Source organism: Pseudoalteromonas sp. OANN1 (assembly GCF_024124685.1).
Lineage (GTDB): Bacteria > Pseudomonadota > Gammaproteobacteria > Enterobacterales > Alteromonadaceae > Pseudoalteromonas > Pseudoalteromonas piscicida.
Genome location: NZ_JAMXSE010000008.1, coordinates 99,912 through 125,203 on the forward strand (window position 1 = coordinate 99,912; position 25,292 = coordinate 125,203).

Genomic DNA, 25,292 nt, shown 5'->3' on the forward strand with positions numbered 1-25,292 from the left:
TCAGAGGTGCTATGGCAGTCACTCCACAATTTCAAGTCGATAAACTTAGCGTACAGCTTGGTGGTAAAGCCATCTTAAAGGCACTCAGCTTTGCTATTAATTCGGGTGAATTTATTGGTTTGCTCGGACCGAATGGTGCTGGAAAGTCGACTTTGCTGCGCACTTTATATCAATACACAGCGCCAAGTTCTGGGTCGCTACTTTTCAATGGTAAGCCGCTAGCTAGTTATGGCCGTAAGGCCTACGCGAGACATGTTGCTGTGGTGCTACAAGAGATCCCCGCTGAGTTTACTCTGCCATTATTTGATATGGTATTGATGGGGCTAACACCGAACAAATCACTGCTCGCGACAACGACGGCTGCTGAAAAACAGGCAATCTTACATGCCATTGAGCAGGTTGGATTGAGCCATAAATTAGAGCAATGTTTTAGCTCCTTGTCTGGTGGGGAGAAGCAAAGGGCAATGATCGCACGTGCCATGGTGCAAGCGCCTCAAGTATTGATAATGGATGAGCCCACCAGCCATTTGGACATTAAATATCAAATCCAAATTATGGAGCTGGCCAAACAGCTTGGTGTTACTATCATTGCGTCTTTTCACGACTTAAATTTGGCTAGCGCCTTGTGCGACCGCTTATTAGTATTAAATAACGGTGAGCTTGTTGCAGATGGGTCGCCACTTGAAGTCATTACCGAAAGCCTATTAAGCCAAGTTTTTGGGGTATGTGCAGAGGTTTCTACTGTCCGCCATCCGCCAAATAACAGTGAGATCCCACATATACGCTTTCATTACGGGTATCAATTATGATTGCCGCAAAGCGGATCGCGTTGATATCGATACTGCTATTGAGCTTGTGCTGTTTTAGCATGCTGATGGCACTTAAGATCGGTGCGATTGATTTATCTTGGCATACGGTTATACGAGCGATTATTAATTTCGATCCCAACGTACTTCAACAACGGGTGGTAGTTGAGCTTCGTCTGCCACGGACGTTACTGGCGATGAGCGCGGGAGCAGGACTGGCGATAGCGGGTCTTATTTTACAAACCGTGACGCGTAACCCGCTAGCTGATCCTTATTTATTTGGTATTTCTTCAGGTGCTTCATTCGGTGTGGTGGTGCTTATTGCGCTATTTGGTGCACAGTCTAGCCTAATGATGTCTGGGGCTGCATTTGTCGGAAGTTTGCTGTCTATCTTGCTGCTTTTATTTGTGGCAAAACGCAATGCACTACAGCAGGTGGAAACTATGCTCTTGGCGGGCGTCGCACTTTCTTTTCTGTTCAGTGCCTTTACTAGCTTGTTGCTCTATTGGAGTGACCCTCAAGCCATCAGTGCAATCTTGTTTTGGAATCTAGGCTCGTTTGCAAGGGCGAGCTGGCAATGGCTATGGCTTCCATGTTTGGTCGTGTTGCTGAGTTTTATCACGCTTTTAGTGATGCGTCGGCCGCTCAACGCCTTGTTACTCGGAGATGAGAGCGCCACCACGCTTGGCGTGAATGTAGGACGAGTGCGAATAGGTATGTTGTTATTGAGCTCCTTACTCACCGCAGTACTTGTGGCTGCGTGCGGTGGAGTCGGATTTGTAGGCTTGATGATCCCGCATATCGTACGCTTTTTTATCTCGCAAGCAAAGGTCATTGGGCTTGTGGCCACCGCGCTTTGCGGTTCGCTTTTGATGCTATGGGTGGATGTATTGTCGCGCACTCTTATCGATAATCAGGAACTTCCTGTGGGGGTGATCACCGCCGCCATTGGCAGCGTGTTCTTCTTAGCATTGCTTATTTTCAAAAATCGCCGCTCTGGAGGCGTCGGAGTTACCCATGGTTAAACCGTTAGATACTCGCTTAAACACGCTTATTCAACAGCGCATCGACTTAAAAACCAAACCGCTAGGTGCGCTAGGTAAGCTTGAAGCCTTGGCTGTGCAGCTAGTACAGATCTTCTCACAAGGGCAGACGCAATTAGACATAGAGCAGTTAGCAATAACACGCCCTGCAATGTTTGTTTTTGCGGGCGACCATGGTATTGCAAGTCACGGGGTTTCTATCGCGCCAAGCGAAGTGACTGGGCAAATGGTTGCAAACTTTGTGCAGGGGGGGGCCGCGATCAACGTCTTTTGTCGACAACTTGGTTGGCAGTTAACCGTAGTAGACTGTGGCACACTAGTGCCATGTGAGCCTGCGCCGAATTTGCGCTCACAGCGACTTGGCGATATTACTCATGCTTTCCATAAACAGTCCGCGATGAGCGAAATGCAGCTCAAGCAAGGACTTGAATATGGAGAGCAAGTGGTGATGTCCGCTATTGAAGCGGGTAGCAACGTGATTGCTTTTGGTGAAATGGGGATTGGCAATACCAGTTCTGCAGCTGCAATTTTAGCGGCGCTCAGTGGGGCGAGTGTGGAATTATGTGTCGGGCGCGGTACGGGCATTGACGATGAAACGCTTTGCAAAAAGCGGGTACTTATCAAACAGGCTCTAGAATATCATCAAGATAAGCTTGCGACGCCAGAACACATTTTGCAGCGCCTTGGTGGCTTTGAAATTGTGCAAATGGTTGGTGCGATGCTGGCGGTTGCACGGGCACAAAAAGTAATCATAGTGGATGGCTTTATCTCCACTGCAGCGGCTATGTTGGCAAGTAGAATGGCACCACATAGTAAGCAATATATGGTGTTTGCTCACGGCTCTATGGAGCAAGGCCATAAGTTAATGTTAGAGCAGTTAAACGCTGAGCCATTACTACATTTAGATATGCGCTTGGGTGAAGGAACTGGCGCCGCTCTAGCGTTACCATTATTACAAGCTGCGCTAGGCTTTTTTTGCGAAATGGCAAGCTTTGCCGATGCTCATGTTACGCAAGTGGTAGACGCATAATGCTGTGGCAACAAGAGTGGCGACTGTTTAAGCTTGCCGTGGTGTTTTTAACGCGGGTGCCAATTCGTTTGGATCCTGCCCCTTCATCCGATGAACTTAACGAAGTGAGTGGTTACTTTTCTTTAGTCGGTTTATTTGTTGGTAGTTTCTCGGCCATGCTTGGCTATGTTGCCAGTGGTGGTGTGTCGCTAATGTTCGGCGCCGTTGTTGCACTGGCTGCGAGTATTTTACTTACCGGTGCTTTTCACGAAGATGGTTTTGCCGATGTTTTTGACGGTTTTGGCGGTGGCTGGAGCCGTGAACAAAAGCTTGAGATCATGAAAGATAGCCGTCTTGGTACATACGGTAGTTGTGCGCTGATATTGCTGTTATTGGCCAAATTTTCGCTTTTGCTCATGCTCTTTAATGACTTTGCTGTGACACTCGCTGCACTTATTTTGGCCCATAGCCTAAGCCGTGCCTTTGCGGTGTCTTTAATCGGTGCACTTGACTATGTACAAGCTGATAAGCTGAGCAAAGTTAAGCCTGTAGCTAAATATCTATCGAGTGCCGCGGCGACTCGCCTTACGCTTACTACCATCGCGATTTTAATTTTCTGTTGGCCATGGCTTGCGCTTTCACTGTTCGACTTGCTGATGCTGTGTACTTGCTTATTTGTGTTAAGACTTGTGTGCATTAAATGGTTTAACGCGCAGCTCGGTGGTTACACCGGAGACTGTTTAGGGGCTGCGCAGCAACTTGCTGAGCTTGTTATTTTGCTTTTTATTGTGGGTCATCTCTAATGGCACAAATACAGTTAATACTGGGCGGTGCTCGCTCAGGCAAGAGTCGCTTGGCAGAGCAGCGCGCTATTCTAATGTTAGAGCAAGGTGCGGTGAACGAACTTTACTATATTGCAACTGCAAAAGCTCAAGATGAAGAAATGAAAAGCCGAGTGTTTGCTCACCAGATGCAGCGCGATAGCCGCTGGCAGCTAGTGGAAGAGCCGTGGCATATTGATAAGCTTATTGCTACTGCACGCGAAGATGCGCTGTTACTTATCGATTGTTTGACCTTATGGTTGAGTTTTGGCTTATGCGAAATGGGTAAGGCCGCGACCATAGACAAAAAAGAACATGTGCTGGCGGCACTAGAAAGCTGTGCTGCCACTGTTATTTTTGTGAGTAACGAAGTGGGACATGGGATAATTCCGCTTGGCGAGCTAAGCCGTGAGTTTGTTGATGAATCTGGTTGGCTCCATCAAGACATTGCTAAAGTGGCCGACAGAGTCGATTTTGTTATTGCAGGCTTGCCACAATGTTTAAAAGGTCAAGACGTATGAAAACCTTAATGGTGCAGGGCACCACGTCTGATGCCGGTAAAAGTACACTGGTTGCGGGACTTTGCCGGGTGCTGCAACGAAGAGGCTTATCTGTTGCGCCTTTTAAGCCGCAAAATATGGCACTAAATAGTGCTGTCACACCTTGTGGCGGTGAAATTGGTCGGGCACAAGCACTCCAAGCCGAAGCCGCAAAAGTCCCGCTATCTACAGACTTTAATCCTATTTTGCTTAAGCCAAACTCTGACACTGGCGCACAAGTGATCATTCACGGCAAAGCCATTAGCAATATGGAAGCAGCCGCTTATCATGATTACAAAAAGGTAGCGATGGAGGCCGTACTTTCCTCACATCAACGCCTCAGCAAACAATTTGAGCTGTGCATAGTGGAAGGGGCGGGGAGCCCTGCTGAGATCAATCTGCGTGAAAATGACATTGCCAATATGGGGTTTGCCTTTGAAGTTGCATGCCCCGTGATCATTATCGCTGATATCGACAAAGGCGGGGTGTTCGCACACTTGGTTGGCACGCTTACGCTATTAAGTGACTATGAACAAAGCTTGGTTAAAGGATTTGTGATCAATCGCTTCCGTGGTGATATTGCGTTATTGCAATCAGGACTTGACTGGCTCGAGCAAAAAACGGGTAAGCCTGTACTTGGGGTATTGCCCTATTTGCATGGCTTAGCGCTCGATGCAGAAGATGCGGTGACGGTGGACAATATCTGTGAACGGGGATCGTTAAGCGTCAGGGTTTTACTATTTCCTCATATTAGCAATCACACCGACTTTGACACCTTGCGCTTAAACCCTGAAGTGGATTTGCGTTATGTACGCTATCAAGAATCTATCGGTCCTTGTGACTTAATCATTCTGCCTGGCAGCAAAAATGTGTTGAGCGATTTAACCTTCTTACGCAAACAGGGTTGGGCAGAAGAAATCAAACGGCACCTGAGGTACGGTGGTAAGGTACTAGGTGTGTGTGGCGGTTTGCAAATGTTAGGTAAGTTCATCAGAGATCCAAATGCGGTGGAATCAACTCTCGGTGAAGTCGCTGGGCTTGGTCTGGCTGACTTTGATACTACACTTTCAGAGCAAAAAGTACTGACGCAAGTATCTGGCATTTGCCAATTGGATGAGCAAAGTGCTGAAATTTGTGGTTACGAGATCCATGCAGGGATTTCTTCTGGAGCGGCACTAGAGCTGCCATTCTTGCGATTTAGCACACATCCAAATAACAGTGTGAAAGATGGTTTTATCTCTCGAGATAATCAAATTGCAGCCACCTATTTACATGGTTTATTTGATACGGTCACCGCGACACAGGCTATCTTGTCTTGGGCTGGTTGTAAGCAAGCGGGAACAGCCGCGATTGATTTAGCGAAGCACAGAGAGCAGCAAATTACGCGTCTTGCCGACAGCTGTGAAGCACATTTAGATTGGCAAAAATTGATGAAAATAATTGAGGAATAACATGAGCGAACAACAAGAGAAGCATCAGCAACGACAGCAAAAAGTAAAACAACAAGTCGATGAAAAAATTGCCGCGGCGCAGCAAGAGCAGGGCATTTTACAAGTGATCACAGGTAACGGTAAAGGTAAGTCAACATCTGGTTTTGGCACCGTTGCGCGTTGTGTCGGTCATGGTATGAACGCTGCAGTTGTACAGTTTATTAAAGGAACCTGGGATTGCGGTGAACGCAATTTGCTCGAAAAAGTCGGCGTGCCATTTGCGGTAATGAAAACAGGCTTTACGTGGGAAACGCAAAACCGTGAAACCGATACTGCCGCTGCCCAGGCGACGTGGCAGCAAGCGAAAGTATGGCTACAAGATGAACGCATCGATTTGGTATTGCTTGACGAAATTACGTATATGTTGAGCTATGACTATCTAGATTTGGACGAAGTCATAACGGCGCTAGAAAACCGTCCTACCATGCAATCAGTGATTGTAACTGGGCGCGGTGCACATCGACGCCTGACCGAGCTTGCAGATACCGTGAGTGAAGTGCGTAATGTGAAGCATGCGTTTGAGGCCGGCATTAAGGCGCAAAAAGGGTTTGACTACTGATGCTAAAATTCGCCTTATTTATTGTTTTAGGTTTTGCCTTTAGTGTTAGTGCTAAGCCCGCAGAGCGGATCATCGCGCTTGCGCCTCATATTGTTGAAAATCTTTATGCAATTGGAGCTGGGGAGCGGATTGTAGGCACGGTAGCCTATGCAGATTATCCAGAATCAGCCAAGCAACTGCCTCAAGTTGGTGACTATCAAGGCATTTCGGTTGAGAAAATTTTGGCACTTAAGCCTGATCTTATCATCGCGTGGAAAAACGCAAGTCACGTTCCTATGCTTGAAAAGCTAGAGAGTTTTGGTGTTGACGTGATCTATAGTGAAGCGAAATATCTAGATAAACTACCGGAAGAGTTGCTACGCCTAGGTAAAATTACTGGCCTTGGAGCTCAAGCACAGCAACAGGCTGATTTATTTGCTAAACGTTTAAATGAACTAAAAACCCAGTATAAACAAAGCGCTAGCTTAGCTGTATTTTATCAATTGTGGCCATCACCGCTGATGACAGTGGGAGGCGAAAGTTGGTTACAGCAAGTATTTACTGTGTGTAATGTGAAAAATGTTTTTGCCGACGCCACCACGGACTATCCGCAAATTAGCATTGAGAATGTTCTGTTGAAATCACCACAAGTGATTGTGATCCCAGAAGAAAAGACCAAACAAGAGGTCAAAGCAATTGCATGGCAGCAATGGCCTTCGATCCCTGCAGTAAAGTACCAACAAACTATTTCGGTAGATGCCGATCTGCTTCATCGTTATAGCTATCGTATGCTCGAGGGAATATCGGATTTATGTGGTAAACTCGACGCTTCTCGAAGCCATTATAATATGATGAAAAAAGGTGAAGCATGACAACGTGGAGTGACGTGTTAGGTCAGGAAAAACAACAAGATTACTTTAAACAAACCATGGATTACGTGGCAGAGCGTCGCGCTCAAGGTATAAATGTGTTTCCGCCCCATGAACAGGTATTTGAAGCGTTCAAAGTCACGCCTTTTGATCAGGTTAAAGTGGTGATTTTAGGGCAAGATCCCTATCACGGCCCCAATCAAGCTCATGGTCTATGTTTCTCTGTGTTACCAGGGATTAAGCCGCCGCCGTCGTTAAATAATATGTATAAAGAATTAGTGCAGGATATTGACGGCTTTCGCATACCTAATCACGGCTACCTAATTGACTGGGCTAAACAGGGCGTACTGCTGTTAAATACGGTGTTGACAGTAGAACAAGGCCAAGCCCATTCACATAAGCATTTGGGCTGGGAGCGCTTTACAGATGTAGTGATTGAAAGGCTGAATGCCCACAGCGAAGGTGTGATTTTCTTACTTTGGGGCTCACACGCCCAGAAAAAGGGTAAAAGCATAGACACAAACCGTCACCATGTTTTACACGCACCACACCCTTCGCCGCTCTCAGCACATCGCGGCTTTTTTGGTAGTGGCCATTTCAGTAAAACCAATCAGCTACTCACCCAAATGGATAAGCAGCCAATCGACTGGCGATTGGCCGAGCTATAATACCAATTAGTCTTAATACTTGCTCAATTTGAAGGAGTAAATCTGACGCTAACTGCGTTAAAAATTTATTATTTAGAACAACTAAATAGCAAAATTTTTGCCTTGTTATCGACAAGATTTTCTCGCCTCAAAATAGACCACTTAATTAAGCGAATTGGTATAACAACAAAAAAGAGCGCCGTGAAGGGCGCTCTTTTTAGTTAAAATCAAATTCGTCTAAATCAACACTGTCTGCGAAAATATCCAATTCCTGTAGTTCTTTGCGTAGTCGCTGTTTATCTTTTAGCGCTTCAATTTCACGCCATTTTCTTTTTTTGCCCTTAGATGAAGTTTTTTTCCTAGTATCCGGACTTTCTAATAATTCTAATAACTCGTCTAGGGTATCCATGAAAATCTCCTATTGATAAAAACAACCTAAAGTGGCATTTGCTTTGGCTGTTGTTAGCACTACAACTGCAATGACACCGTTGATTTCTTCATACTATTTGGCAAACCTCAATATGAGGAACCGATAAAAGTCTGATAGCTAAAGTACGCTACAAACAACCCCGCGTTGCTTGCTTTTTGTACCAAAACCAGAAAGTAGCGGCATCAATTTTCACTTCAAGTGATATTGATATACCACAGACGGGATAAAAATAAAACACAATTGTGTCTTTTGAGTTAAAACCAAGTGACAGTTTGATGAAGGTCAATTCGGGTGATATCTAGGAGGTGTTCAGAAAGTTTTGTATTGAGAGCGATAACAAAAACGCCGCAATATGCGGCGTTTCGAAATCGAATGTTTAAGGCGCTTACAGTGCTTTAAAGCGTGCGACTAGTGTTTCTTGTGCATCGGCAAATGAGCGAATACCTTCAGCAAGCTTTTCTGTGGCCATTGCGTCTTGGTTATGTAACCAACGGAACTCACTTTCGCTAAGCGCAGCAGGTTTTGCTTTAGGCTCAAAGTCAGCCTCAAGTAGGTAATCTTCGTTTGCAGGCATTGCAGCAAGCTCTTCTAATAGAGAAGGGCTAATCGTGAGCTTATCGCAACCCGTTAGGGCTAGAATTTCACCTGTATTTCTGAAGCTGGCGCCCATTACAACGGTTTTATAACCGTGCTGCTTATAGAATTCAAAAATACTACGAACAGATTGTACACCCGGATCTTGTAGTGGATCAGTTGGTTTTTCTAGGCCGTTGGCAACGTGCCAATCTAGAATACGCCCAACAAATGGTGAGATTAAAAATACGTTTGCATCGGCACATGCTCGTGCTTGCGCTTCGCTAAATAGCAACGTTAGGTTACACTTTACACCTTCTTTTTCCAGTGCTTCAGCGGCTTTAATACCTTCCCAAGTCGATGCAATCTTAATCAAGATTTTGTCTTTGCTTACGCCTTGCGCTTCATATAAATTTAATAGCGTTTTTGCTTTTGCGATAGTCGCTTCGGTATCAAAAGATAAACGTGCGTCTACTTCGGTTGAGATATATCCCGGCACAGAGTTTGCGATTTCTTTACCAATCACAACGGCAAAATAGTCACAAGCAAGCGCTAATTGCTTTTCAGCGTCACTTTCATTGGCTTTGGCATAATTCCAAGCTTCTGTTAGATAAGGCTGATAAGCAGGCGTCTCTGCCGCTTTAAGTAAAAGAGAAGGATTAGTTGTTGCATCCTCAGGCTGTAGCTTGCGGATGGCTTCAATGTCACCGGTGTCAGCGACGATTGATGAATGTTGTTTTAGCCTATCTAATGCTGAAGTCATGTGTTCCTCATTCCAATATTGATAACAGCGAAGTGATATTAGACGCCTTATGTTGCAACACCATTAAATAGCTGAATAGGTCATATGTCCGTATCGGGCGACATATCACACTCGTTATTTAGGGTTATTGTTATATAAGGTCGAGTTGTAAAGCGAAGCTGTACTGTAACAGCGAATTGCTTAAACCCAAGTGAAAGCGGACAAACACTTGAAGTTACTTGGGGATAGTGTTGAAATTGACATTAATTACTAGCTAAGTCAATAGGCAAACCATGATCACAGTTATCTCTCCAGCGAAAAACCTAGACTATGAAACACCCGCACCAACCAAGATGCACACACAGCCAGAGCTGCTGGAGCATAGCGAGTCACTTATTCAAGTTTGTCGCGATTTATCACCACAGCAGATCGGTAGCTTAATGAAGATAAGCGACAAGCTCGCTGGCTTAAATGCGGCAAGGTTTGCCGAGTGGTCAGAGCCTTTTACACAAGACAATGCTAAACAAGCTATTTTTGCTTTTAATGGCGATGTGTATGTTGGTTTAGAAGCGCAAAGCCTAACTGAGGCTAATTTAAATTATGCGCAAAATCATTTACGTATCTTATCTGGGCTGTATGGCATCCTAAAACCACTTGACTTAATGCAGGCCTATCGTTTAGAAATGGGTACAAAGTTAAGTAACCCGCGTGGCAAAAACCTGTATGAGTTTTGGGGCACGATTATCGCTGAAAAACTGAATAAGGTCATGGAAGGGGCACAGACACAATACTTGGTAAACTTAGCTTCAAATGAGTACTTTAAAGCGGTAGATAAGAAAGCGCTGAAAGGCGACATTATCACTCCTATCTTTAAAGATTGTAAAAATGGTCAATACAAAGTCATCAGTTTTTACGCGAAAAAAGCGCGCGGTATGATGGCAAGGTATATCATTGAGAACCAAGTATCGGATTTGGAAAGCCTGAAAGCGTTTGATATTGCAGGATACCGCTTTAGTGAAGAAGCAACGCAAAAGGCCCAAGAACCGGTGTTTTTGAGAGCAGAACAATGACAACAAAATTATGGGTAGCAGCAGTGTTCGCCGCTGTGTTTGTGAGTGGCTGTAGTGGACATTTTACAACTAGAGTCAGCAATGTGCCGGTCGATTGCGAAGGTGATTCACGTTCGTGTTCTATGAGCTGTCGCAAAGATTACTCAGATCCGATGCAAGTACAAAACTGTGAGGACAGGTGTTTCCAACAGCAAAATCAATGTCGAGTGGATAGACCAACAGAAGATAAATGGGAAATTACGGACGAAAAACCGACTTATCCCGCTTCTTTCTAATTCACTACGCTACGCGCCTTTGGGTAAGCTCATATAGGCGCGTACAACTCTATCTCTAAATGCTAAATCCGCTGCTTTTTCGGCAGCTCTGTAAAGTTGGCAAAACCCCTCGGGCTTTCCTGTCTGCAATAAGATGTCATCTAAAGCATCGATGCCAGTTAGGGTCTGCTGCCAGCGAGATACTAGGTTAGTGTCAGGCTCTGGCAGCTGACAGAGGATTTGCTCAGATAACCTAAACTCACTGTTGGTAGCGACTTTGATCATATCGTCATTGGCCGCAGCTAACCAAGTAGCGCCTTTTGCGTTGACACAAATTAACGGTAAATAAGGCGCGATGGCTGGAAAGGCGGTGTTTTTAAACACCTCCACTTGCCAGTAAGCGCGAGCAATCTTCACAAACTGCTCGAAATTAGTGATGGCTGAAAAGCCTGATTGTGCGATGGGTTTGATTTCAACTCTGGGTTTGTTTGCATTGACCGTATCGTTTGCGGTATCTATATACCAATCTCCCACCAACATCGCATTTTGAAAGTACTCATCGCGTAGCGAACCCCATACTTTTTTGAGCTCGGCACTTTCTTTAAGCATGTAATTTCTGAGCACAGATAAACGTTCTGAATTTTGCTTGAGCTCTGTGGTGACGAGTTTAAACATTTCATCGCGAATTTCTAGGCAGCGACCAAGCGGGTAGGGTTTATCTGAAAAGTAACTGTACTTCGGTGCAAGTGTAAGATCGGCTTTGAGACGAAGGTTTGCCAGCTCAAAAGCGAGTAAATCTATTTCCTGTTGTGTCAAAACAAAGCCACTGGGTAGATACTAGATGGCACTAGTATAACCACAGTGGCGAATTTGGCCTATTTAATTGAAGAAATTAAATAACTTAGGATTGCATCTGGCTTAGGATCTCGGCTCGTATCCGGCAGATATTTAGGCCTTGTGAATATACCTTGCTCTACTAACGCGTCCAGCGCATCTAAGTGCGCAATGCCCGTTTTACCGAGATATAAATTATCTAAGCTGCGAGTATTGGCAAGCTGCACTATGTCTTTAAAGCCTTTTAAGTAGAGATGATCTTTAGTAAAACCACCACCACGGAAAATTCGCGTGGTCAGCGCAAAGGCTTCATTGACGTTTAATACACCCGAGTCAGCTAAAAACTCATACACTTGATAGAATTTATCGCCTTTAAGCAGCATGTTAACCGCAATCACCCTAAGCGCTAATACTTTTAATCGGGTCAGATTTATTTGCCCAGATTGATACTCGCGATAGATGGCAAGGCCTTCTTGGGTGTAGGTATTGCCAGGTAGGCCTAAGTGCAGCACTTTAAGTTGCTGGGCGTCAGCATTTAAGGTCGTGAGCAAGTGCACGCCAATTTCATGCTCTATCAAGGCATTGATATCAAGCTCAGATAGCATCGCACTGCTATTTACAAGCAGAAGACGCTTACTATTGTCGACCATTGCTTTGGCAACGAGCTTGCTTGATATAGCGACCTTACAAGGTAAGCCCATGGTCTCAATCGCTTGATTAAAACGTACTAAGGCTTGCTCGGCTGTAATGTCTTTTTTTGGCAAGGTTTCGGTTTCGCGCGCGTGCAGCAAGAAGGTCGCATTATTTATATCGTTGTAATCCGGTTCACCATAATAGCGTAGCGAGTTATACAAAAAGGCCTCGCGACCAATTTGGGTGATCAGTTCGATTTTAGTGGCGTAGCTGTCGATCACTTTACGATATAAATCTTTTACGATCGGATCTTGGATTTTTCCAACGGGCAAGCGATAGAGTTGCTCTTTAAACTCATACGGGTCAATTTTCAGCGGGCGATATTTAAACGCAGGCTGATAATGACGTTTCGAGAAAAAGCGACGTTTCTCTTGTGCGATATTACTTGGGTTAACGTAATGCAGCGTTTCAAGGTTTCTGGCTATGCGGTATAGCGCTGAGTCCACGTTAATCAGCGCAGGGTCAAGCTGCGACGTTGATTTTGCTTTGCGAAGTGGCTTATAGCAGTGATTTTTAGCAAATGTTTTTGCCGTTTTACTCAAAGCAACATGCATGTTGCGCTGTAGTTTTTCAAACACCACAGGGAATAATTCGCCACTGGTTTCGTCCATAAAGACTTTTTTGACTTCCAGCGGTACCACTAAGGTGTTATCAAAGTGGCTGGTAATATATTGTGCTTGATAACCATGGCCCTGAAAGACGGTATTTTCAGCACAATCCACCAGCTGGCCTGCCAGTTTTTTCAGTCCTAGCTGTTTTTTCAGCTCATCTAATACGGCGCGAAAACGCAAGGTATCAAGTTGTGCAGTGCCAATATTAAAGGTTGGTGCATAAGGGTAGCTACGAATTTGATAGTTATAGCTGTGCACATCAAATAGCAAGCAGGCACCAAACTTACGCTCAAGCGTGGTTAACAGCGCACTGAGCACACGGTAATAGGCTGCATGCTTTGACAAGCTAACATCTATGTCTGCATTTGGTAGCGCTTGGCTCCACACTTGTTTACCCCATGCTTCTTTGTATATCGCAAGCTCTGGCGCACGGTTAAGATCGTATTCGTAACGTGAGTCACGCGCGATAAGCGTGATGGGTAATGATTCAATCATGCCGTCGGTAAACGGATCTTCCTCTTGTAAACGCTCAGCATCACTAATGGCGAACCAGCCTTTTAGGCTAGCCCGGGTACGGTGGCCTGCGTGTACAGCAGTGGCGACATAAGGCACGTATTCTCTCACTTCAAGGTGAAAAGCACCTTCAGCAAATTGTCCACTGATGGGTTTGCCGGCTTCAAGCGCGGCAATGATGGCTTGTTCAGATAGCATGAGCATCTTCTATTACTTGACGGAATTGGTTTTTGCGATGCGTTACTAGCTCTTTGGCGTGCACCACACTTTCTACAAAATCGATAACTTGCACTTGCAGCTTACAGCGGTTTAAACGGTTAATACGGGTTATCCCGCCAGGCGAGAGTACGTTAACTTCGATAAGCTTGCCGCCTATCACGTCAATGCCAACAAAATACAAACCATCACGCACAAGCTTAGGGCCGATGTGCTTACATAACGCTTTTTCTTGGTTGGTGAGTTTGTGTTTCACCACTCTGCCACCGGCATGTACGTTGGCACGCACTTCATTTGCTGCAGGCACACGCTTCATGGCGCCAATCGGTTCACCGTTAAGCATTAGGATGCGAACATCACCTTCGTCGGCACCTTCAACATAGTCTTGTAAAATGACGTAGTTGCTGCCTTTACCTGCCTCGTCGCCACCAATATAAAATTCAAGGAGTGAGCTAAAGCTTTGTTTCGCGCGTTTCTCAACGACGATAACACCGCGACCACCAAAGCCATCAAGCGGCTTTAAGATCATTTTCTCTTGCTCTGACTCAGAGAATATACGCTCTAAATACTCTTTGTTTTTAGATACATGCGTATTTGGAATAAACTCTCTCGCAATGCCTTGGAAAGATGCCGTGTATAGCTTGTTATTTGCGATACGCAGGCCATCAATGTCGTTGATGATGAAAGTGTCATCACGAACAGAGTCTAAAAAGTTCATCGCTAAGGTATCAAGCGGCGGATTAGCGCGCATAAATATCGCGTCAAAACCTGCCAAAGGAAGCTGTACTTTTTTAAACTCAGCTTTGTTGTAAAAGCTCACGAAGTTGTCAGATACTTTTTGGCCCGCAACAAATACATCACAGAAGGCACTCGCGACACTTTCGCGAATAGTGAGGTTGTTTACGGTAGTGATGGCAACGACGTGACCGCGCGATACGGCTTCGTGGATAAGTCTTAGCGTGCTGTCGTTTTCAGCTTCTACACGCTCCCAAGGATACATAATAAAACAGATTTTCACGGGCTATTTTGCTCAGCAAATAAATTGGCAATATAGCGGTAAAATAGCTTAGATGCTCACGGATTATTTTTATCGACAAGATAAGGAATATCAATCATCTATAGGGCAAGAAGCAGAGCACTTATAAGTGCTCTGCAAGGCGGATATCATACTCTAAAGCGATTAACTATGTCACTCAATTCGTGACTTGCTCGTGTGAGTTGCTCACTGGTGTTGTTGAGTGAATGTGTGGTATCCAAAGAGTGATGGGTGGAGTCAGAAAGCTGAGCTATTCGCTCATTAACTTCTTGTGCTGCAAGACTTTGCTCGTCGGTGGCTTTGGCGATGTGGGTACTCATATCCGAGATAGCGTCAATAAGGCGCTCAATTTCGGTTAATGCGCTATCGGCAAGCTGTACCTGTTCAACCGTTTGCTCCGAGATTTGTTGGCTAATTTTAACTGCTGCTACGGCCTGCTGCGCTTCTTTTTGCAGTCGCTCGATCATGTTATGGATTTCATCTGTGCTTTGACCCGTACGACTTGCAAGCGTGCGAACTTCATCTGCAACAACGGCAAAGCCTCGTCCTTGTTCACCCGCTCGAGCGGCTTCTATTGCCGCGTTTAGTGCAAGTAAATTGGTTTGCTCCGCAATACCCCGAATAACATCGAGCACCGATCCTATATGCTGACTCTCTTGTGCAAGGCTTGTCGTTGTCACGCTCACAGATTGAATTTGCTCCGACAGCTTTTTAATGGCGGCAATGGTTTGAGAAATAGTTTGTTTGCCTTTTTCACTGTAATTGCGTGCGTCTGCGGCGGAATGCTCGGCAGTATCTGCATTGCTACTGATCTCACGAACTTGCATGGTCATTTGTTCGGCAGCCGTGGCGACTTGGCGGCTATTGTCATTTTGCGACTCAATAAATGCCAAGTTTTCTTCGCCAGCCGCTTTTACCTGATTGGCCAGTGTTTCAACTTCTTTAGCGTTATGGGCCACTGTCGCGATGGAATGACGCATCTTCTCAGTATACAAGTTAAAGTATTTGGCAAGCGCGGTTATCTCATCTTTACCGCTTTCGTCGAGTTGTCGAGTCAAATCGCCTTCGCCTTGAGCAATATCTTTCATCATATCTTTGGCTTGTTGAATGGGGGTGATGATGCTCTTACCTATGATTGCACTAAATGGGAATAGCAAAATAATAAGCACCGCCATCTCAATTAATAGCAAATTTCGAATGTGCGCAAACTCAGCTTCGATAGTGTCGAGGTACACACCGGAGCCGATGATCCAACCCCAAGGTGTAAACGCTTTGACGTAAGATATTTTTTCGACAGGAGCTTCTTTACCGGGCTTTGGCCACAGGTAGGGAACAAATCCCGCACCACTTTTTTCTGCCACTTGTACCATTTCAACGAATAAGCGCTTGCCGGTGGGATCTTTTGATTGGCTGAGATCTTTGCCGTTGAGCTCGCTTTTAAATGGGTGCATCACCATTTTTGGGTGATAGTCGTTGATCCAAAAGTAATTATTACCTTCGTATCGTAAAGCGGCAACGGCATCAAGGGCTGCGGATTTCGCTTGCGCCTCTGGGAGTTTCCCAGATACATATTGTTGATGAAAGTAAGCCACTAAACTATAGGTATTTTCAACAAGGTTTTGAGTTTTATGATATTGCTGCTTTTCGAGAGCATCATACTGTTGCGATAAGCTTACTGCGCTTTGAAGGATAACGCCGATAATAACGACAATGATAAGTAACGCGAGGCGCTGGAAAATGGTGAGATTTCGAAAAAACTGTTTGGACATAACGCAATCCTTATGTCGTTTTTATTATTGAAAGTAGCAAGCGCGAACGCCTCATCAATTTATACTAATTAATCTTAGTAGTAATACCAATTACGTTAATTCTCCAACCAATTTGAAGGGTGAAATACCATATTAGCTTCGTTAAAAATTTCTCATTTAGAACAACTAAATAGCAAAATTTTTGCCTTGCTACTAAAGCTATTTCTCCGCTTCAAATAGCTCATTTACTTAATGCAATTGATATATAACTTGGATAGAACAATAATTTCAGTTTTTCTTAGTCATGAAGAATAAACAATTAGACCAATGGACTAGAACAAAATGTAGAGAAAAGAAGAAGCGCCCAGCTCATAGGAAGCTGGGCGCTATTAAGTGCTTACTTAGCTTCAACGTCAAAATGACGATTAAAGAAGTCAGTAATAGTTTGATGCAAGTGGGTTTGTACTTTTTTGCCACGTAAGCTGTGCTTCGAGCCTGGATAAGTCATCATTTCAAATGGCTTAACCTCGTCCTGCAACTGCTTAAATAGTTTCGTTGCATGGGTAAATAGTACGTTATCGTCCGCCATACCGTGATAAATCATCAGCGGGCCTTTTAGTCCATCAGCATAAGGGAATACCGCGCTTTGCTCATAGCCCTTAGCATTTGTATCTGGGTGACCTAAGTAACGCTCAGTATAATGCGTGTCATATAGAGCCCAATCGGTTACTGGCGCACCAGAGACACCAGCTTTAAAGTAGTCGCCTGCTTTAAACATTGTCATCAGCGCCATGTAACCACCATAGCTGTGACCATAAATACCAATACGTTCAGGGTCGACGTACTCTAGCGTACGTAAGAACTCAACGCCTTTAATTTGGTCAGCCACTTCCACTACACCTAAGTGCTTGTAGATTGGATCTTCAAACTTTTTACCACGGTTGTATGAACCTCGGTTATCTAATTGGAAAATCACATAGCCTTGCTGGGCAAGATACTGGAAATACAGGTTTTTGCTACGCCAGCTGTTGGTCACGCGTTGTGCATGAGGTCCGCCATACACATTCACAATAACCGGATATTTCTTACCGTTTTCAAGCTTTGCGGGCTTAAATAAGCGGTAATACATGGTTTGACCATCTTCCGCTTTAAGGGTGCCATATTCTGGCGTAGCTAGATTGCTCAAATAAGGCGTTAACGGATGTTCGTTATTCAGCGCATTTTCTTCAAGCCAAGTAACAAAGTCACCATTCACTTTGCGTAGCGCAACGGCTGGTGGACGGTTTACAGAAGAGCTTTTATCGATAAAGGTACGGTTATCTTTCGCCAGTACAACACTGTGATAGCTGCCTTTTTCGGTAATACGTTTTGCATCGCCGTCTTTAAAAAGTGGTACGCTGTATAGGTGGCTTTCGAGCGGCGTGTCTTTGCGGCCAGAGAAGTATACGATACCTTTTTTCTCATCAATGCCCTGAAGGCTTTCAACAATCCAATCGCCTTTAGTGATTTGGCGCACAAGCTGGCCGTTGGTTCTGTACAGGTAAAGGTGTTTAAAGCCATCGCGCTCAGATGCCCAAACGAAATGCTTTTTGTCCTTTAAGAATTCAAGGTCAAAGTGTAGGTTAATCCAAGTATCACTGGTTTCGGTCAGGGCAACCTGCTGCTTTTTGCTTTTAGTATCGTAAAAGCGCAGTTCCAGTTTTTGCTGTGAGCGATTTTGCCACTGGTAGGACAATGTTTTGTTGTCTTTCAACCAGTTTGCACGGGCGATGTAAATGTCTTTATCTTCGCCTAAATCAATCCAATCCACCTTTTGGTCATTGATCTTTACAACACCTAATTCAATCTCAACGTTAGCAGTCCCGGTGTATGGGTATCGTTGGTTGAATAGCTTGACCTCTTCGGCATAGATTTCGTTACGAATGGCTTCCTGAACTGGGCTTTCATCAATGCGAGTAAAAGCAATTTGTTGCTCATCACCCGACCACCAATAGCCTGTCATACGGCTCATTTCTTCTTGAGCAACGAACTCAGCCATGCCGTTTTTAATTACGCCACCGCCGTCTTTAGTTAATTGCGTTTCTTTACCCGATTTAAGATCAATGGCATAGAGGTTTTGCTCACGAATAAAAGAAACAAAATTGCCTTTTGGCGAGAAGCGAGCGTCGGTTTCGAATGCTTCCGTTTCCGTTAGTTTCTTACTCTTACCTGAAGCGATTTCATAGTAGTACAAGTCGCCATTGAGTGGGAAAAGTAGCGCTTTGCCATCTTTTGACCATTTGTATTCTAAAATACCACGGCCAAAAATACGTTGACGCTCACGACGTGCTTTTTCTTCATCTGAGAGGTTCTCTGGGCCAGAAAATAGCGCCGCAGAATCTACCAACAAGCGGTTGGTATTGTCTTTTAGATTGTATTCCCAAAGGTCGTAACGGTTATAGTCTTCTTTTTTACCTTGAAGATAAGTAACACGAGAACCGTCAGGAGAAAATTGCAGTTTTACAGGCGCTTTACCTGAAAGAGATGGGTCGTCAAAAAGTCGCTCTAGCGTTAGTTGCTCTGCGCTAGCGGTGACAGAGGCAAGTGCTAACGGAAGGGCGATGGTGTAGTGTTTAATGCGAGAGTGCACGGTAGCCACCTTGTTATATTTTTAAAGTCTGATCGGATGGTAATGAAGCCGCTTTGCAATAGCAACAAATTCGGATAGAGTGCCGAGTAAATAGGATTTATAGAATTTCACTATGTCATTTGAATTAGCTCAAGAATTACAACGAGACTGTATCTTAATAACCGAGTGGCCGCTGTGTAGCGTATTGTTAATGAATGATGCTCAGTACCCTTGGTTTATCTTAGTGCCAAGAGTAGCAGGAGCAAAAGAAATTATTGATTTACCTGAGTCGCAGCAAGTTCAATTTTGGCAAGAATCGGCCAAGCTCAGTCGTTTGTTACAAGACACCTTTACCCCAGATAAATTAAACGTGGCTGCGCTTGGTAATATGGTGCCACAGCTACATGTGCACCACATTGCACGATTTAAAACCGATATTGCATGGCCAAAACCGGTTTGGGGGCTCTATCCAGCAAAACCCTACAGTGATGAGGAAATTGAGCAGCGAAAGGCGAGTTTTGCTTAAAGCCTCAAAAAGGCAATGAGACTGTAAACACATCAAGCGCTTTACGAACTTTTAAGCGCTACGTGTTTTGTGTTTATATCTGGAACTGTTATAACTGAAATTGACTTTTGCCGTTTTAAATCAAGGAGTACGCGATATGAATAAAAGTTTAGTTGTTATTTTGACAGTATCATTATTATCCGCCTGTAAGGCGACTGTGCCAGAGCCTTATCAAAAAGATCGTGAACCAGAATCCAGAACTGAATATAGTGGTGTGGAAGGGTTGGCGCAGCAACAGCAAGATCAAAATTATCTGATGCGCAAAGAGCTACAAGACAAATGCAATGATGCGAAAGTAAATCTAGCGATTGCTAAATCTGACAAAGCCACAAAAGCCATCAAAAAACACCAAAAAGAAATCAAAGATTATTGTATCTAGGATTAATTACACCATGGTAGTAAGCACTACCATGGTGTGCTCGGTAATTACAGTCCTAGCACCTGCTTACCTTGCTTAAAGGTAACGTCAACAGGAATGTTCGCTTTGGAAAGCTTATCTAGGTCTTTTTGTAGCTCCGCTTTGATGTCGCCGTGTGTGGCGATCAGTTGATCTACTTTTTGATAGTCGCCGTCACCTTGTAGCGTTAGGATAAGGTTAGACAGTTTCTCCATCGCTGCGCCCATCTTTTCCATATTCACTTGATATAAACCATCCGTGTTCTTTGAAAACGCGCCTTCTTCTTTAAAGAAGTTAAAGCGGATCATGTTCGCTTTACCATGTGCACTGGATGCGCCAAAACGTACTGAGCGGAAGATACCTGCCATAAAGGTGATGTAGTAATCCTCAAGCGTACCTTCGGTGATCTCGCCTTTTTTAAGTAATTGCTCGACCATGTATAGACCTAGGATATCGGCTTTACCTTCTTCAAGTGCACTGGCGTGTTCTTGCAGTGATTGGCGCACGGTGCCTTTACCTGTAATGGTATTTTTAATGCCTAGACCATGGGCCACCTCATGGAACATGGTATTAGCAAAGAAAGCATCAAAGGTGATGTGCTTACGTTGCTCAGGGACGATAAGTTGATCGGCGATCGGTACTAAGATCTTATCGAATTTTGCGCGCATAGCGTTTTTAAGCTGTAGGCGGCGCGTGCCTTTTTGGAGCTGCACTTCTTCGTCATTTGGTAGGTTAATCGCAATGGTTTTGCTACCCGCGTTTGAATGGCCTGCATAATAAATGACGTCATATGCGTTTAAGTCAGCATCAGAGCCTGGTACTTCTTGCTTGTATTTATCATCAACTGGCAAGCCGGTTTGTAGCTCAGGTAAAAAAGCGGCAAATTTAGCGAGACGCTCACTCCACGCCAAGTCTTTAACCAAAACATAAGACTCAAAAGCGGCGCGATAGCCAAATAGCTGGTCTTCATAGGTTTCAATTGGGCCAATCACCACATCAATCGGGTTATTCTTCATGTCCATCCAAGCAAAATCAGACGCTTGATAGCTATTATTGACTAATGCATCTGCGCGCAAGTTTAAGTAGTTTGCAAACTCTTTGTCTTGTGCCAGTTTACTCGCTTGGCGTAAAAGCGCTGCGGCTTTATCCAATTCTGCTTTATACGCGGATGAGTAAGAAGTGCTGTATAACTTGCCGTTTTCATCGCGGCGAATAACAGAATACAGTCCTGTTTTATCTTTTACATCGGCGTTATTTAGCTCGTCTTTGGTGATGTCGCTTGGATAAAATTCTGCACCCAGTGCTTTTTCTTCAAAGCCAGAAAGAAAAACTTGGTCGCCATTTAAACGATCCCAAGGCCCGTAGTTAATATCTGCGAATTGGCGTACTTTTTCGTCTGAGATTTTGCTTAGGAATGTTGCTTTGTCTTCGCCGAACGCTTGCTGCCAAAATAAATCATCCATAATAACCGAAGCGTCGATGAGTAAAGCTAACATCTTTTTCTGGTTATCGTTTAAATGACTTAAGTCTGTTTTTAGCGTTACTGGGGTATAAATATCTAGCCGGTCTTGAGATGCATTAACTAGCTTATAGCCTGATTGTTCAGTATTAGCTTGTGCTTGCTCAGTTTGTGCATTAGGTTTCTCTGAAGAGGTTGAAGGCTCAGAGCAGCCAGTTAGGGTGAGACCTGTTGCAAGCGCGATTGCAACCGAAATCATAGAGTGTTTCATAATGCTCCCTTGTTGTCTGTGTTCTATTTATGTGGCGATCACCTTACACGATTTTGTATCACAATACTTAGTTAACTTAGGTTAGCGTGTGATACGCAAGCCGATGTTAACGTGAAAGGTCATCATTTGTGTCCAGCTATAGGTCATTTTCAGTATTTTTGCGGCAAAGTTTGCCACAAAGCACTATATGCCATGAATTCTAACTTGCTAATTATTGAGGGTATATAAATAAAATATTATTTTTTTAGATTTTCTTAACTTTATCCGAAAGTTAGACAATACTTACGTCATAGATACTAAAAATCAGCAGTGTGACCTCTAGCAAGCAAGTGCTTACTTTTGCCATAAGCTTACGCTTGTAGTTGGGTCTTTTATTCAGTTATTAAGGGATTTGGTTTCATGTCTACAGAAAATGCTTTGCTCACAATTCTAACTGACAGAATTAATAACGACACCTTGGTATTGCCGACATTACCTGAAATCGCAGTGCGGGTTAGGCAAGCGGCAGATGACCCTGAAATTAACTTGATGCAGATGGCAGACGTAATTTCTCACGACCCGGCCCTTGCAGCACGTATGATCAAAGTTGCCAACAGCGCTTTTATGGGCCGTTCGGTGAAGGTAAACACCTTAAACCAAGCAGTAACTCGTATCGGTCTCAGACAAATCAAGAATATAGCGACTGCAATGGCAATGGAGCAGTTATTTGTTTCTAATAACAAACTCATCAAGACATACATGGACAAAGCTTGGCAGAAAACGCTAAAAGTCGCTTGCCAAGCGATAACAACGATGGATTTTTATCTTCGCGTCAATAAGCACACTTCGCTTAACAAAGATACAATCACGTTGGCTTCTTTGGTGTTTAATATCGGTGTTTTGCCTATTTTGACGGAGGCCGAACGCCATCCTGAAGTGTTTGCTAATCCGAGCTTTTTGGCCCATGCCATCCAGAAATTAGGCGGCAAAATTGGAGGGGCAATAATGCGAGAGTGGGAATTCACCGATGAGTTTGTTGAAGTCGCAGAAAGCTGGGCAAATCCTAATTATCGGCCTGAACATGTTTGTTATGTCGACTTTATTCGTGTTGGTGCGATTGTAGAAGGTATTTTGCAGGTGTCGGATAAGTCTGCAGCGCTAAAGCAATATGAAGAAAAGGGGGTAATAAGAGAAGTGAATATGTTTGCTGATGACACTTATTTGCATGTACTCGAAGACGTTAAAACAATGTTTGCCTAATCCTTGTAACTTAATGCGCAGTTTCAGCGCCTTTGTTTGCCGTGAATATAAAGACCTCTGTTGAGGTCTTTATCGTTTAGGGTATAGCCTCGGCCCGAGGCTTTCTAAATATTTTGCTTATCCGAGCACCTGTAACTGAAATCGTTAAGCCACATAAAATAAAACCACCCCCAATAGCTTCCATTAGCATCAACTGCTCATTAAGTAATAACGCTGAACCTAAAATGCCGACAATCGGGATTAATAAAGCAAAAGGCGTCACTGCTGCGGCCTTATAATTTTTAAGTAGCCAACCCCATACTGCGAAAGCTATCAGCGTCGAGATATAACCCACATAGGCAATGGATAACCAAGACTGTGTTGTGGTGTTCAGTAGTAAGGTCAATGGGGCGTCAGTTTCAATAAGATAAGACAGTGTAAAAAGTGGCAATGGCGGCACTAGGCTTACCCAAACAATAAAATGGAGTAAATTAACGTCTTGCAGGCGCTTCATAATGAGATTTGAAAACGACCAAAATAATGCAGCGAATAGAATGAACACCGTGCCCAATATTGTCGTTGACCCAGAGGAGTTGATAAAAAACAAACTAAAGCCAAACGTTGCAATGCTAATCCCCACCACCTGAAAGCGATCCATGGTTTCCTTTAACACAAAACACTTAGCAAAATCGTGAAAATGACTTGGGCTTGTAGCAGCAAAGAAGCAATGCCGGCTGATGCATTTGACTCCATCGCAATAAACAGCAAGCTAAACTTAAGCACACCTAAAAACAGCCCAACACCGAGTACGTTCCATACCGACGTTTTAGGAAAAGGAATGAAGAATACTGCGGGGATCGCGACTACCAAAAAACGCAAGCCTGAGAATAAAATAGGAGGCAATTCTGCTAGGCCAAATTTAATGACCGAAAAGTTAAGCCCCCAAATTATCACTACTATTAAAGCCAATGAAATGCTTTTTACATTCACGCACGTCAAACTCCGTTTAATTGTACGAGTTACCGTTGTTGGGTATCAGACTACTGGCGTAAATTGTCTCCGATGCCTGAAATTCAGGTTAGCAAAGCGTTACTGCCAAAGCCGAATTCCTATCATGCCATTGTAGAGTAAATAAAGCGCGACAAATACGTTGGTTAGCGCAAATAAAGTGGCGAGTCAGTAACTAAACGCTCGCACTTGAGTGCGTGCAGTCCGCTCGCTATTGGCGCAAAGTGACCTTGTGAAGATAGAGTATTGAACTGGATAAAGAAAAATTGATAGCCATATCTGCTATCAATTTTTCGTACTCAAAGCTCAACAGATTCTAGATGGTAAAATTAAGACGCTAAGCCTTCGTCGTCACCAAGACCTTTGGTTAGATCTTCTAACAATTCTTTGATTTCTTCCGATACCAAAATAAAGTCAGCATCAAGTTTAACGGCTAGATCTTCTTTTGGAATATCTGCATTTTGGTCTTTAAGTGCTTCTGCATAGCTTAAACGTTTTAATGTGCCATCGTTTTGTAAAACGAACTTCACGCGCTCTCGCCAATCTAACGCGAGTTTAGTCACACGTTTACCGTTTTCTAGGTGCGTTTTGATTTCGTCTGATGAAAGGTCATGTTGTTTTAACTTTACCTGAGCGCCGTTGTCGTCTGGCTCTTGCAACTCAGCGTCGGTGCCTATTGCAAAGCCTTCAGGTGCACTAAACTCGGTGAGCCAGTGTGTTAGCTGTAAGTCTAAATCATAGTTTGCAAACGCAGGTACAACAGGAAGCGTGCCCAGAGACTTACGCAGTAGTGCAAGTAGTTCTTCCGCTTTATTGAAGCTGGCGCTATTTACAATCACCCAACCTGACTTTTGGTCGATAAAAGCAAATTGTAGGCTCGATTTTTTGAACGCCTGAGGCAATAAAGTGGCTAGGATATTTTCTTTAATATCGTCTTTTTCTTTTTTCTTTACTGGACGATTTTCTTGCTGCTCTATTTGCTCAATTTTTTCGGCGACCATTTCATTGACTACGGCTGCAGGAAGCACCTTTTCTTCGCGCTTAGCACAAACTAAGATACTGTCTTGAGAAAAATGAGAAAGCATCTGGCCATGTTTGCCAAAAGCTTTAGTCCAGCCAAAAGTGGTCATGTCTTGGCTACCACAAGGACGAAAAATATCCTGCTCGAGTGCTTTTTCGAAATCTTCTTGTGCGTAAGTTACATCTTGTTTGAATTTGTAGCAGATTAAGTTACTGAACCACATAGAAATATGCCCGTCTGGAATAAAATTGCGGTCATCATAG

General features: G+C 44.0%; 25 protein-coding genes. 14 read left to right on the plus strand and 11 right to left on the minus strand.

All coding sequences use genetic code 11. The annotated features are described in order from the left end of the window. Window positions 1–11 precede the first annotated feature (11 nt). The 9 genes from NH462_RS09215 to ung are packed head-to-tail and all read left to right on the plus strand — an operon-like array spanning window position 12 to window position 7,783. On the plus strand, window positions 12–809 hold the full coding sequence (locus NH462_RS09215; protein WP_206472237.1) for an ABC transporter ATP-binding protein: 798 nt from the start codon (window positions 12–14) through the stop codon (window positions 807–809). After that, on the plus strand, window positions 806–1,831 hold the full coding sequence (locus tag NH462_RS09220; RefSeq protein ID WP_253105479.1) for an iron ABC transporter permease: 1,026 nt from the start codon (window positions 806–808) through the stop codon (window positions 1,829–1,831). Before NH462_RS09215 ends, NH462_RS09220 begins: the two co-directional genes overlap by 4 nt. Next, complete coding sequence (cobT, locus tag NH462_RS09225; RefSeq protein ID WP_253105480.1) at window positions 1,824–2,879, plus strand: nicotinate-nucleotide--dimethylbenzimidazole phosphoribosyltransferase; 1,056 nt, start codon at window positions 1,824–1,826, stop codon at window positions 2,877–2,879. The genes NH462_RS09220 and cobT overlap by 8 nt, the downstream gene beginning before the upstream one ends. Next, window positions 2,879–3,661, plus strand: coding sequence for an adenosylcobinamide-GDP ribazoletransferase (locus NH462_RS09230; RefSeq protein WP_253105482.1), 783 nt, complete (start codon window positions 2,879–2,881; stop codon window positions 3,659–3,661). The genes cobT and NH462_RS09230 overlap by 1 nt, the downstream gene beginning before the upstream one ends. Beyond that, window positions 3,661–4,200 (plus strand): bifunctional adenosylcobinamide kinase/adenosylcobinamide-phosphate guanylyltransferase, encoded by a 540-nt coding sequence (gene cobU / locus NH462_RS09235; protein ID WP_253105484.1) that lies wholly within the window; start codon window positions 3,661–3,663, stop codon window positions 4,198–4,200. The genes NH462_RS09230 and cobU overlap by 1 nt, the downstream gene beginning before the upstream one ends. Continuing rightward, window positions 4,197–5,669 carry a cobyric acid synthase gene (locus NH462_RS09240; protein WP_253105486.1) on the plus strand — a complete coding sequence of 491 codons (1,473 nt, stop codon included), beginning with the start codon at window positions 4,197–4,199 and terminating at the stop codon, window positions 5,667–5,669. Before cobU ends, NH462_RS09240 begins: the two co-directional genes overlap by 4 nt. Before the next feature lies 1 nt (window position 5,670). After that, window positions 5,671–6,267: a cob(I)yrinic acid a,c-diamide adenosyltransferase gene (gene cobO, locus NH462_RS09245; protein WP_010372173.1), complete on the plus strand. Its 597-nt coding sequence runs from the start codon at window positions 5,671–5,673 to the stop codon at window positions 6,265–6,267. After that, window positions 6,267–7,118, plus strand: a complete 852-nt coding sequence (locus NH462_RS09250; RefSeq protein WP_253105487.1) for a cobalamin-binding protein — start codon at window positions 6,267–6,269, stop codon at window positions 7,116–7,118. Before cobO ends, NH462_RS09250 begins: the two co-directional genes overlap by 1 nt. Further along, a complete protein-coding gene (ung, locus tag NH462_RS09255; RefSeq protein ID WP_010372170.1) occupies window positions 7,115–7,783 on the plus strand; it encodes a uracil-DNA glycosylase in 669 nt (222 codons plus the stop codon). Before NH462_RS09250 ends, ung begins: the two co-directional genes overlap by 4 nt. Window positions 7,784–7,979: 196 nt before the next feature. On the opposite strand, the gene NH462_RS09260 is transcribed toward ung, so the two are convergent. Next, window positions 7,980–8,171 carry a DUF3545 family protein gene (locus NH462_RS09260; protein ID WP_010372168.1) on the minus strand — a complete coding sequence of 64 codons (192 nt, stop codon included), beginning with the start codon at window positions 8,169–8,171 and terminating at the stop codon, window positions 7,980–7,982. A gap of 406 nt (window positions 8,172–8,577) precedes the next feature. Beyond that, the gene (gene tal, locus NH462_RS09265; RefSeq protein WP_253105488.1) at window positions 8,578–9,528 is read right to left on the minus strand and encodes a transaldolase; all 951 of its coding nucleotides are present in this window, start codon (window positions 9,526–9,528) and stop codon (window positions 8,578–8,580) included. A 272-nt stretch (window positions 9,529–9,800) separates the two neighbouring features. On the opposite strand from tal, the gene yaaA reads away from it, so the two are divergent. Together yaaA and NH462_RS09275 are read left to right on the plus strand one after the other, a co-directional pair. Further along, complete coding sequence (gene yaaA / locus NH462_RS09270) at window positions 9,801–10,577, plus strand: peroxide stress protein YaaA (RefSeq protein WP_010606114.1); 777 nt, start codon at window positions 9,801–9,803, stop codon at window positions 10,575–10,577. After that, a complete protein-coding gene (locus NH462_RS09275; RefSeq protein WP_145957331.1) occupies window positions 10,574–10,852 on the plus strand; it encodes a hypothetical protein in 279 nt (92 codons plus the stop codon). The genes yaaA and NH462_RS09275 overlap by 4 nt, the downstream gene beginning before the upstream one ends. Before the next feature lie 9 nt (window positions 10,853–10,861). Here NH462_RS09275 and NH462_RS09280 read toward each other — a convergent pair whose 3' ends face one another. From NH462_RS09280 to NH462_RS09300, 5 genes are all read right to left on the minus strand, one after another. Then, a complete protein-coding gene (locus NH462_RS09280; RefSeq protein ID WP_253105489.1) occupies window positions 10,862–11,647 on the minus strand; it encodes a hypothetical protein in 786 nt (261 codons plus the stop codon). Window positions 11,648–11,706: 59 nt separating this feature from the next. Beyond that, window positions 11,707–13,686, minus strand: a complete 1,980-nt coding sequence (locus tag NH462_RS09285; protein ID WP_253105490.1) for a flavohemoglobin expression-modulating QEGLA motif protein — start codon at window positions 13,684–13,686, stop codon at window positions 11,707–11,709. Beyond that, window positions 13,670–14,716 (minus strand): glutathione synthase, encoded by a 1,047-nt coding sequence (gene gshB / locus NH462_RS09290; protein WP_253105491.1) that lies wholly within the window; start codon window positions 14,714–14,716, stop codon window positions 13,670–13,672. Before gshB ends, NH462_RS09285 begins: the two co-directional genes overlap by 17 nt. A gap of 146 nt (window positions 14,717–14,862) precedes the next feature. Continuing rightward, on the minus strand, window positions 14,863–16,503 hold the full coding sequence (locus tag NH462_RS09295; protein WP_253105492.1) for a methyl-accepting chemotaxis protein: 1,641 nt from the start codon (window positions 16,501–16,503) through the stop codon (window positions 14,863–14,865). 376 nt (window positions 16,504–16,879) lie between these two features. Then, a complete protein-coding gene (locus NH462_RS09300; protein ID WP_211858347.1) occupies window positions 16,880–19,111 on the minus strand; it encodes a S9 family peptidase in 2,232 nt (743 codons plus the stop codon). 112 nt (window positions 19,112–19,223) lie between these two features. Here NH462_RS09300 and NH462_RS09305 point away from each other — a divergent pair, with 112 nt between their 5' ends. Next, window positions 19,224–19,616 (plus strand): HIT domain-containing protein, encoded by a 393-nt coding sequence (locus NH462_RS09305; RefSeq protein WP_253105493.1) that lies wholly within the window; start codon window positions 19,224–19,226, stop codon window positions 19,614–19,616. Between the two features lie 136 nt (window positions 19,617–19,752). After that, a complete protein-coding gene (locus NH462_RS09310) occupies window positions 19,753–20,034 on the plus strand; it encodes a hypothetical protein (protein WP_017216377.1) in 282 nt (93 codons plus the stop codon). Window positions 20,035–20,081: 47 nt separating this feature from the next. Here NH462_RS09310 and NH462_RS09315 read toward each other — a convergent pair whose 3' ends face one another. Further along, window positions 20,082–21,782, minus strand: a complete 1,701-nt coding sequence (locus NH462_RS09315; RefSeq protein WP_253105495.1) for a Zn-dependent hydrolase — start codon at window positions 21,780–21,782, stop codon at window positions 20,082–20,084. 399 nt (window positions 21,783–22,181) lie between these two features. Between NH462_RS09315 and NH462_RS09320 the strand changes: the two genes are divergently transcribed. After that, the gene (locus NH462_RS09320) at window positions 22,182–23,021 is read left to right on the plus strand and encodes an HDOD domain-containing protein (protein WP_010606124.1); all 840 of its coding nucleotides are present in this window, start codon (window positions 22,182–22,184) and stop codon (window positions 23,019–23,021) included. A 76-nt stretch (window positions 23,022–23,097) separates the two neighbouring features. Here the strand turns inward: NH462_RS09320 and NH462_RS09325 are convergent, their stop codons facing one another. From NH462_RS09325 to rdgC, 3 genes are all read right to left on the minus strand, one after another. After that, window positions 23,098–23,658: an EamA family transporter gene (locus NH462_RS09325; RefSeq protein ID WP_253105497.1), complete on the minus strand. Its 561-nt coding sequence runs from the start codon at window positions 23,656–23,658 to the stop codon at window positions 23,098–23,100. A gap of 8 nt (window positions 23,659–23,666) precedes the next feature. Continuing rightward, window positions 23,667–23,969 (minus strand): EamA family transporter, encoded by a 303-nt coding sequence (locus tag NH462_RS09330; RefSeq protein ID WP_253105499.1) that lies wholly within the window; start codon window positions 23,967–23,969, stop codon window positions 23,667–23,669. Window positions 23,970–24,337: 368 nt separating this feature from the next. After that, a complete protein-coding gene (gene rdgC, locus NH462_RS09335) occupies window positions 24,338–25,252 on the minus strand; it encodes a recombination-associated protein RdgC (protein ID WP_253105501.1) in 915 nt (304 codons plus the stop codon). Window positions 25,253–25,292: the final 40 nt, after the last annotated feature.